The following is an 8,956-nucleotide window of genomic DNA, read 5'->3' as shown; positions in this document are numbered from 1 at the left end:
GCCGCGCTCGGCGTGCCCCACGCCGCGTTCCTGGCCCAATCGGGCGCCGCCGCCCCGTCTCGCACCTCCACGTCCCCCCGCGCTCCGGCGCCTGCCACCGCCTGACCCCCGCTTCCCCGACAAGAGGATCCTTCGCCTTTGCCCCGTTTCCGCTCCCCTGTCGCCGCCACGTCCCTCACCCTTGCTGTCGCCCTGCTCGCGAGCAGTGCCGCGCCGGCCAGCGATGCCCCGCCCGCCAAGGTCGGATCGGCCATCGCCCATCCCGCGCTGTGGCCCCGCGCGCACAGCGTGGGGCTGGTCGACGCCGCAACCGAGGCGAAGATCACCGCGCTGATGGACCAGATGTCGCTGCGCGAGAAAGTGGGCCAGATGATCCAGGGCTCGATCGCCTCGGTGAAGCCCGAAGACTTGCGCGAATACCCGCTCGGCTCGGTGCTGGGCGGAGGCAACGACCCGCCACTCAGCGGCAACGATCGCGGCCCGGCGAGCGACTGGATCGCCACCGCCGATGCCTTCCGCGCGGTTTCGCTCGAACGGCGCCCCGGCCACGTGCCGATCCCGATCATCTTCGGGATGGACTCGGTCCACGGCAATTCGAACGTCTTTGGCGCCACCATCTTTCCGCACAACATCGGCCTAGGCGCGATGCGCGATCCCGCGCTGATCGAGAAGATCGGCGCGGTAACGGCGGCCGAAAGCGCCGCCTCGGGCTTTGACTGGGCCTTTGCCCCCACCGTCACCGTGCCGCAGGACGATCGCTGGGGCCGCGCCTACGAAGGCTATTCCGAACGCCCCGAGATCACCCGTGAATACGCCGCCGCGATGGTCCGCGGGCTGCAGGGCACGCCGGGCGAAAGCCGCATCCAGGACGGCCACGTCGCCGCCTCGATCAAGCACTTCCTCGCCGATGGCGGAACCTTCGGCGGGATCGACCAGGGCGATGCGCGGATCCCGGAGCAGACGCTCATCAAGACCCACCTGCCCGGCTACATCGGCGGCATCGATGCTGGCGCGATGACCGTGATGGCCAGTTTCTCCTCGTGGAACGGGGTCAAGAACCACGCCAACAAGAGCCTGCTGACCGGCGTGCTCAAGGGCGCGCTGGGGTTCGAGGGCTTCGTCGTTGGCGACTGGAACGCGCATGGCCAGATTCCGGGCTGCACCAATGGCGACTGCGCGGCGACCTTCAACGCCGGGCTCGACATGGCGATGGTGCCCGAGGACTGGAAGGCGCTGTTCGACAACACCGTCAAAGAAGTGAAGAACGGCACGATCCCGATGGCGCGGATCGACGATGCGGTGCGCCGCATCCTGCGCGTCAAGTTCAAGCTGGGCCTGTTCGATCCGGCACGCCCGTTCGAGCACAAGGAGGAACTGGGCATCGCCGCGCACCGCGCGGTGGCACGCCAGGCGGTCGCCGAATCGCTCGTCCTGCTCAAGAACAATGGCGGCCTGCTGCCCATCAGGCCGGGCGCCCATGTCCTCGTCACCGGCAGCCACGCCGATGACGTGGGGCTGCAATCGGGCGGCTGGACGCTGTCCTGGCAAGGCACCGGCAACACCGCGGCCGACTTTCCCGGCGCGACTTCGATCTGGGCCGGGCTCAAGGCCGCGATCGAAAAGACCGGCGGCACCGCAACGCTGAGCGCGCACGGCAAGCTCACCGGCCCCAAGCCGGACCTTGCCGTCGTCGTCTTCGGCGAGACGCCCTATGCCGAAATGGTGGGCGATATCTCCACGCTCGAATTCCAGCCCGGCGACAAGCAGGCGCTGGCTGAATTGAAGGCGCTCAAGGCCGCGGGCATTCCCACCGTCTCGGTGTTCCTGTCGGGCCGCGCGCTCTGGGTCAATCCCGAGATCAACGCGTCCGACGCCTTCGTCGCCGCCTTCCTGCCGGGCTCGGAAGGCGAAGGCGTGGCCGATGTCCTCGTCGCCCGCGCGGACGGCACGCCCAACGCCGATTTTCGCGGCAAGCTCAGCTTCTCCTGGCCCAAAAACGCCGCGCAGTTCGCCAACAACCTGGGACAGAAGAACTACGACCCGCTCTTCGCCTATGGCTATGGGCTGAGCTATGCCGACCACACCCGTCTGGGCCCGCTGTCCGAAGTCGCCGGGCTCGACGCCTCGCTCGCCAACGTGGCGAAATACTACAAGCCGGGGCGGGTACTGCCGCCCTGGACGCTGGGCCATGCAGGCGCGGTGACGATACGCAACGTCGATGGCGGCGGCACGCAGGAAGGCGCGCGCCAGTTCGCCTTTACGGGGCCAGGCAGCGTGACCATCAGCGGGCCGGTGATCGACCTCACCCGCCAGAGCAACGCGCAGCTTTCGCTGCGCATCGCCTACCGCATGGACGCGGGCTCGGCCAGGGACCTGCACCTTGGCATGGGCGCGGCAAGCCTGCCCGCCGCGACGGTGTTCTCCGCACCAGTGGGCGAATGGAGCAGCGTCAAGGTGCCACTGTCGTGTTTCGAGAAGGCGGGCGCGAAAATGGGCGCGCTTTCGCGGCCCTTCGTCCTTTCCGGCAGCGCCGGGGTGACGCTTTCGGTTGCCGACGCCGAACTCGACGCCGATCCCAACTACGCCATGTGCCCCAAGGACGGTGCGCAATGAACCGCCGCCTCGCCACCTTTGCACGGCGCGCGCTCCTCGCACTCGCCACGCTCGCCTTGCCCCTGGCGCAAGCGCACGCCGAAGGCGACACGCCCGCCCCCAACCGCACGCCCCCCTCGCTCGATCCCGCGCGCACCGCCAACGGCCTCGCGCCGACCCCGCCGATGGGCTGGAACAGCTGGAACCGCTTTGCCTGCACCATCTCCGAGGCGACCATCCGGCAGACCGCCGACGCCATGGTCTCTTCGGGGATGCGCGATGCCGGGTACACTTATGTCGTGATCGACGACTGCTGGCACGGGGAACGCGACGCGCAAGGCTTCATCCACGCCAACGCCAAGGCGTTTCCCTCCGGCATCAAGGCGCTTGCCGACTACATTCACGCCAAGGGGCTCAAGTTCGGTATCTATTCCGATGCGGGCATGAAGACCTGCGGCGGACGGCCGGGCAGCCAGGGGCACGAGTACCAGGACGCGCAGACTTACGCCTCCTGGGGCGTCGACTATCTCAAGTACGACTGGTGCGCGACCGGCTCGCGCAATTCCGAGGAAGCCTATGCCCTGATGGAAGACGCGCTGCGCGCCACCGGCCGCCCAATCGTCTTTTCGCTGTGCGAATGGGGCAGCACCAAACCCTGGCTGTGGGGCGCGAAGATCGGCAACCTGTGGCGCACCACCGGCGACATCACCGACAAGTGGTCGGGCAAGCACGGCTACGCTTACGGGATGCTCGATATCGTCGACAGGAACGAGCCCTTGTGGCCTTACGCGGGGCCGGGCCACTGGAACGATCCCGACATGCTCGAAGTCGGCAACGGGGGGATGACCACCACCGAATACCGCGCGCATTTCGCGCTCTGGGCGATGATGGCCGCGCCGCTCATCGCGGGCAACGATGTGGCCAAGATGGACCCGGCAACCGCCGGCATCCTGCTCAACCGCGAGGTCATCGCGATCGATCAGGACCCGCTCGGACGGCAGGGCCGGCGCGTCCGGCGCGATGGCAGCGGCGAAGTCTGGGTGCGCACGCTGGCCAATGGCGCGCGCGCGGCGCTGCTGTTCAACCGCGGCGATACGCCGGTCACGCTCACGCTCGACTGGTCGGCGCTCGACTATGCGCCCGATACCCCGCTCGCCGCGCGCGATGTCTGGGCGCACAGTTCCCTCGGCACGCTTACCGGCAGGTGGCAAACGAGCGTTGCCCCCCACGACGTGGTGATGCTGCGGCTCACCCCGGCACCGCTGCCGACGAAAAAATCGCGTCTTTGAACGCGCGAACTATCGCGCCTTGTGAACCACTTGCCGTGCCCTCCCGCCGATCGATGGGATTTGCGGGGGGGCTTGTTCATCGCTCTGAAATGCGCGCGACCTATCGCAGCCTCCCCCGCATTCTGGAGGCGATGTTTCGTCGCGATTTCGATGACCCGATACCCCAACGACCTGGCGCTTCCCGCGCAAATCGAAACCGCTCCGGGCACTTTGCGCCCGATCACCGTGGCCGCGCTGGACGAGCGGACCTGCGAGCTTCACGAGAACCTGAACGAGCTGAACCTCAGCGCGAGCGCGCACTTGTGGCTCGGCGCGATCGGCCCGCTCACCGTGCGCCCGAGCGCCGAATCGCGCACCCGGCTCGATTTCGACGGCGCGATCCATCCCGCGATCGTCGCCCATTTCAACGGCCGCGGCCAGAGCTGAACACACCCCGGAAATTCACGCCACGAAGCCGAATTTGCTTCATTCCGACACGCGCTTGGCAATTTGACCTAACTATGATCTTTGTGCGGGGCTTCCTCGCCCCCGACACCCGCGCGCCTGCGCTCCCGTTCGCGGGACACCGCAAGGGTGGCGATGGCCTCGACCACTACCGCGACTTCCTCGCCAACCTCACCCAGATCCCCGGCGTCGCGCATATCCAGAGCAGCTTCACGCTCGGCGCGTTCATCAACCGCTCTTCCCCCAACATCTGACGCTCGCCCCTTCGGCCAGCTGTTCCAGCAAGGCCGGGTCGTGACCTGTTCGTCGCGTGGCAGCGGGACGGCGCGCGTCCGTTACCCCGCACGAGAGGACCAATAATTGCCACCTTTGGCAACAGGGGTAGAAAATTATTTTACGAAAACCCTATTCGCGCGACGATTATTTTCAAAAATGACAGTTTTATGCCACATCTTTGGCAAGATTTGCGCAAACGGTTGTGGCAGCGTGTGCAGACTTGGTGAGGGACAGGCCAAGTCAGTGGAACGCCAGAGGGAAACTCGGCGTCGANAGATTTGCGCAAACGGTTGTGGCAGCGTGTGCAGACTTGGTGAGGGACAGGCCAAGTCAGTGGAACGCCAGAGGGAAACTCGGCGTCGACTAGTGGTTCGATTCTGACATTTGATACCCTATCGGATAGGGCGCGCTCAAGCGCTTGACCACGCGGCAGGACACCCCGCTCGCGATCAGCGCCGCTTCGGGTGCGACGCTGGCCCCGATGGGCATTTCGGGCACCAGGCAGATCGCGCGCGTCAGCCCTTGCCTGGTCCGGCGCGAAAGCGGCTTTTCGGGCTCGCGGATCACCATTCGCAACATCCGCGCCTCGGGCGAATCGCTGGTCGGGCTCTACTATGACGACATTGCGATCCTGGGTTCGGCCGGGGTGAATTGGGACGCGGGCGGCACGCTCTACGGCTCGTCCTCGATGGCCGGCGCGGTGCGCGTGGTCATGGCCAAGCCCGACCTCACCCAGCTTGCCACGGCGGCCAAGGGCCAGATTTCCAGCGTCGAGGGCGGCAACATGGGCTTCCAGAAACAGGGCATGGTCAAGCTGCCGCTGATTACGGGCAAGCTCGCGGTGCGCGCGATGGCCTCCTACAAGGACCAGCCCGGCGACATCGACAGCGAAACGCTGGGCCGCGACGACGTCAACAACCTCACCAATTCGGACGCGGTCATCATGAAGGCCAGCGGCTCGATCTTCGGCGGGCTCAACAACGTGCGTGCGATCTGCGTGACACCGCGTACGATCGGGCTCGACCTCAGCACGCGTTTTTAAGGAGTAGGCCCAAGTGAACCGTTTGAAGACCCTGCTGTGCGCCGCCTCGGCCAGCGCCATCCTCGCCGTTTCGGGCGCGGCCAGCGCGAAGGACCTCGTCATCCACGCCGGAACGCTGATCGACGGCGTGTCCAGGACCGAGCGCCAGCACGTTTCGATCCGCGTCCACGACGATCGCATCGTCGCCATCGAGGACGGCTTCACCACGCCTGCGGGCGCCGAAGTGATCGACCTTTCGGACAAGACCGTGATGCCCGGCCTGATCGACGCGCACGTCCATCTCACGCTCCAGCTCGGCAAGGGCCCGCAGCAGCTCATGGCGGTGACCAATTCGAGCTTCGACAACGCGATGAGCGGTGTCGCCAACGCGCGCACCACGCTGCTCGCCGGGTTCACCTCGGTGCGCGACGTGGGCGGGGACACCCCGGTCGTCGTCGCGCTGCGCAAGGCGCAGAAGAACGGCACCATCGAAGGGCCGCGTATGTGGGTCTCGGGCCATATCCTGGGCCCGACCGGCGGCCATGGCGACGCCTCGCACGGGTTCGACCCCGAGCTGACCAAGCCCTCGTGGTCCGAAGGGATCGTCGACGGGCCCGAGGAAGCGCTCAAGAAAGTGCGCCAGATGTACCATGACGGCGTCGATCTCATCAAGATCGTGCCCTCGGGCGGGGTGGCGAGCGTGGGCGATGATCCCAACGCCCAGCTGATGACCGACGCGGAGATCAAGACCATCGTCGACACCGCGCACACGCTGCACATGAAAGTTGCCGCGCACGCGCACGGCAAGCAGGCGATCGACCACGCCTCGGACATCGGTGTCGATTCGATCGAGCACGGCACTTTCGCCGACGCCGAAAGCTACGCCATCATGAAGAAGCGCGGGACCTACCTCGTGCCCACGCTGATCGCGGGCGAGACCGTGTACAACTTTGCCAGGAACCACCCCGAACTGCTCAGCCCCTCGGTCGCCGAAAAGGCGCTCGCGGTGGCTCCGCGCATGGCCAGCAACGCCTACAACGCGTGGAAATCGGGCGTGAAGATCGCCTTCGGGACCGACGCGGGCGTCTACCAGCACGGGCTCAACGCGCAGGAGTTCGCGCTCATGGTCAAGGCCGGCATCCCGGCCATGGACACGATCATCGCGGCGACCTCCTCAGCCGCCGACCTGATCGGCGACAGCGCGGACATCGGCTCGATCCAGCCCGGCCGCTACGCCGACTTCGTGGCGACCGATGCCGATCCGGTGAAGGACATCACCCAGCTCCAGCACGTCAGCTTCGTGATGCAGGGCGGGCGCGTCTACAAAAAGGACGGCCAGATCGTTCCCTGACCGGGACGCGGCGCGGGAGGGGCCTGTGGTCCCTCCCCGCTCGCTCAGGCCGCCTGTTCGGGCCGCCGCGCGAACCACAAGGTGTGGTCGTAGACCTCGCCATCGGGCCGTGAGCCCACGGTCTGCGCGCTGACCGCGAAACCGGCGTCTTCCAGCCGCTCGGTGAACGCGGGATCGAACCAGGCCGACCACACCGCGAGAATGCCGCCCGGCCGCAGCGCGCGCCAGGCCGCGGCCAGCCCCAGCGGCGAATAGAGCGCATCGTTCTGCCAGCGGGTCAGCCCCTCGGGGCCATTGTCGACGTCGAGCAGGATCGCATCGTAGCCCTCGCGCGCGGCGGCGATCAGCATCGCGACGTCATCCTCGACCACCATCACGCGCGGATCGTCGAGGCATCCGGCGGTCAGCGCGTGCATCGGGCCGCGCGCCCAGGCGAGGATTTCGGGCACGATCTCGGCCACGAACACGCCCGCCTCACGCGGCAGCGCGGCAAGCGCGGCGCGCAGCGTGAAGCCCATGCCATAGCCCCCGATCAGCATCTGCGGCGCCGCGATTCCCGTCAGCCGCGCGCAAGTCATCTGCGCCAGCGCCTCTTCGGAATGGCTGGCAAGCGTGCTCATCAGCTCGGTTTCCTCGAGCATGATGGTGAAGTCGTCGCCGTGCTGGAGGAGGCGCAGTTCGACCCCCTGGGGTACGTGCGCGACGCCCAGCAGGACGTCGCCGCTGGTGTCGTCAGACGTGTCAAGGAGAGGGACGATCGGCGCCTGCGCGCACGCGGACTGGTCAAGAGGGAGTACGGGAGGGGTCATCGCTGGCTTTCCGGCTGTGTAAGCAAGAGCGCGGGCGCGCGTCTCTCCGCCGGGCCGTGCCTACGAACACGATGGATGGCCCCGATTGCCCCCGGCATGGGGGAGCGGAGCCGGGCAATCAAGGCTGGCGGCACGAAAGCGGCAATCATCTGTGGATGGCATCTGTGGATGGCATCTGTGGATGGCACCTGTGGAGTGCGGCCTTGAATTGCGCCGCCCAGCCGCTTTTTGCGCAAGGCCTGTTGGAATCGCCACCGCCTTCTCTTGCTCCGCTCGCGCCCTTGGGTAATGACGGGCCATGGCAATTCTGAGCGATAAATGGATTCGGCAGCAGGCCCTGGACAACGGCATGATCGAGCCGTTCGTCGAGGCCCAGCGCCGCGACGGCTGCATTTCCTACGGCCTTTCCTCCTACGGCTACGACGCGCGCGTCGCGCCCGAATTCAAGATCTTCACCAACGTCGACAGCGCGGTGGTCGATCCCAAGGACTTCGCCAGCAACTCCTTCGTCGATCGCGAGACCGAGGTCTGCGTGATCCCGCCCAATTCCTTCGCTCTGGCGCGCACGGTGGAGTATTTCCGCGTGCCCAAGGACGTGCTGGTGATCTGCCTTGGCAAGAGCACTTATGCGCGCTGCGGGATCATCGTCAACGTGACCCCGCTCGAACCGGGCTGGGAAGGCCACGTCACGCTCGAATTCTCGAACACCACCCCGCTCCCGGCCAAGATCTACGCCAACGAAGGCGCCTGCCAGTTCCTCTTCCTGCAAGGCAACGAGCCGTGCGAGGTGAGCTACGCCGATCGCGCCGGCAAGTACATGGGCCAGCGCGGCGTCACCCTGCCCCGGCTGTAAGGGCCTGATCCCCAAAGTCGCCCTTCGGCGCCTTTGGGAAGCGGCCCCGGCCCACGCGCCCACACGCCGCGCGGCGCGAACATGACCAAGGCATCCTTCGCCCCCGCCTAGGCGATTGTGCGAGGGGCCCGTTCGAGAGGTCTTAGCCCCGTGTTGCTAGATTCTTTCCAGGTTCCTGGCTTGGGAGGTTTTACGTGCACGAGATTACACGGGTATCGTTGGTCATCACCATCGGCAGCCTGCTCATGGCGCTGGCCGACCCCGCCGAAGCCGCGCACGCCGAACCCGCCCACGCGCAGCCAGCCCACGCGCAGCCCGCCC

Annotated in this window: 8 protein-coding genes; 7 read left to right on the top strand and 1 reads right to left on the bottom strand. The window is 66.8% G+C overall.

The features are described from left to right. Positions 1 to 333 precede the first annotated feature (333 nt). The 6 genes from MTR62_RS18510 (at position 334) to MTR62_RS18485 (ending at position 6,973) form a co-directional block, all read left to right on the top strand. Positions 334 to 2,613, top strand: coding sequence for a glycoside hydrolase family 3 protein (locus tag MTR62_RS18510; protein WP_244023718.1), 2,280 nt, complete (start codon positions 334 to 336; stop codon positions 2,611 to 2,613). Next, positions 2,610 to 3,881, top strand: a complete 1,272-nt coding sequence (locus MTR62_RS18505) for a glycoside hydrolase family 27 protein (protein ID WP_244023716.1) — start codon at positions 2,610 to 2,612, stop codon at positions 3,879 to 3,881. The genes MTR62_RS18510 and MTR62_RS18505 overlap by 4 nt, the downstream gene beginning before the upstream one ends. Before the next feature lie 150 nt (positions 3,882 to 4,031). Beyond that, the gene (locus MTR62_RS18500) at positions 4,032 to 4,307 is read left to right on the top strand and encodes a hypothetical protein (protein ID WP_244023714.1); all 276 of its coding nucleotides are present in this window, start codon (positions 4,032 to 4,034) and stop codon (positions 4,305 to 4,307) included. Between the two features lie 74 nt (positions 4,308 to 4,381). Further along, a complete protein-coding gene (locus MTR62_RS18495) occupies positions 4,382 to 4,579 on the top strand; it encodes an Lrp/AsnC ligand binding domain-containing protein (protein WP_244023712.1) in 198 nt (65 codons plus the stop codon). Positions 4,580 to 5,019: 440 nt separating this feature from the next. Next, positions 5,020 to 5,643, top strand: coding sequence for a TonB-dependent receptor (locus MTR62_RS18490; RefSeq protein ID WP_244023710.1), 624 nt, complete (start codon positions 5,020 to 5,022; stop codon positions 5,641 to 5,643). Positions 5,644 to 5,656: 13 nt separating this feature from the next. Continuing rightward, a complete protein-coding gene (locus MTR62_RS18485) occupies positions 5,657 to 6,973 on the top strand; it encodes a metal-dependent hydrolase family protein (RefSeq protein WP_244023707.1) in 1,317 nt (438 codons plus the stop codon). A gap of 44 nt (positions 6,974 to 7,017) precedes the next feature. On the opposite strand, the gene MTR62_RS18480 is transcribed toward MTR62_RS18485, so the two are convergent. Next, positions 7,018 to 7,782: a spermidine synthase gene (locus tag MTR62_RS18480; protein ID WP_244023705.1), complete on the bottom strand. Its 765-nt coding sequence runs from the start codon at positions 7,780 to 7,782 to the stop codon at positions 7,018 to 7,020. A gap of 298 nt (positions 7,783 to 8,080) precedes the next feature. Here MTR62_RS18480 and dcd point away from each other — a divergent pair, with 298 nt between their 5' ends. Next, positions 8,081 to 8,635: a dCTP deaminase gene (gene dcd, locus MTR62_RS18475; RefSeq protein ID WP_244023703.1), complete on the top strand. Its 555-nt coding sequence runs from the start codon at positions 8,081 to 8,083 to the stop codon at positions 8,633 to 8,635. The last annotated feature ends 321 nt before the right edge of the window (positions 8,636 to 8,956 follow it).

It is taken from the genome of Novosphingobium organovorum, assembly GCF_022832435.1.
Classification (GTDB): domain Bacteria; phylum Pseudomonadota; class Alphaproteobacteria; order Sphingomonadales; family Sphingomonadaceae; genus Novosphingobium; species Novosphingobium organovorum.
This window is presented reverse-complemented; position numbering and strand designations above follow the sequence as displayed.

What these genes read in the sequence shown, in the direction of transcription:
- MTR62_RS18500 (WP_244023714.1), top strand. Translation starts at nt 4,032, where the DNA reads ATGACCCGATACCCCAACGACCTGGCGCTTCCCGCGCAAATCGAAACC.
- MTR62_RS18495 (WP_244023712.1), top strand. Translation starts at nt 4,382, where the DNA reads ATGATCTTTGTGCGGGGCTTCCTCGCCCCCGACACCCGCGCGCCTGCG.
- MTR62_RS18480 (WP_244023705.1), bottom strand. Translation starts at nt 7,782, where the DNA reads ATGACCCCTCCCGTACTCCCTCTTGACCAGTCCGCGTGCGCGCAGGCG.
- dcd (WP_244023703.1), top strand. Translation starts at nt 8,081, where the DNA reads ATGGCAATTCTGAGCGATAAATGGATTCGGCAGCAGGCCCTGGACAAC.
- MTR62_RS18505 (WP_244023716.1), top strand. Translation starts at nt 2,610, where the DNA reads ATGAACCGCCGCCTCGCCACCTTTGCACGGCGCGCGCTCCTCGCACTC.
- MTR62_RS18510 (WP_244023718.1), top strand. Translation starts at nt 334, where the DNA reads ATGGACCAGATGTCGCTGCGCGAGAAAGTGGGCCAGATGATCCAGGGC.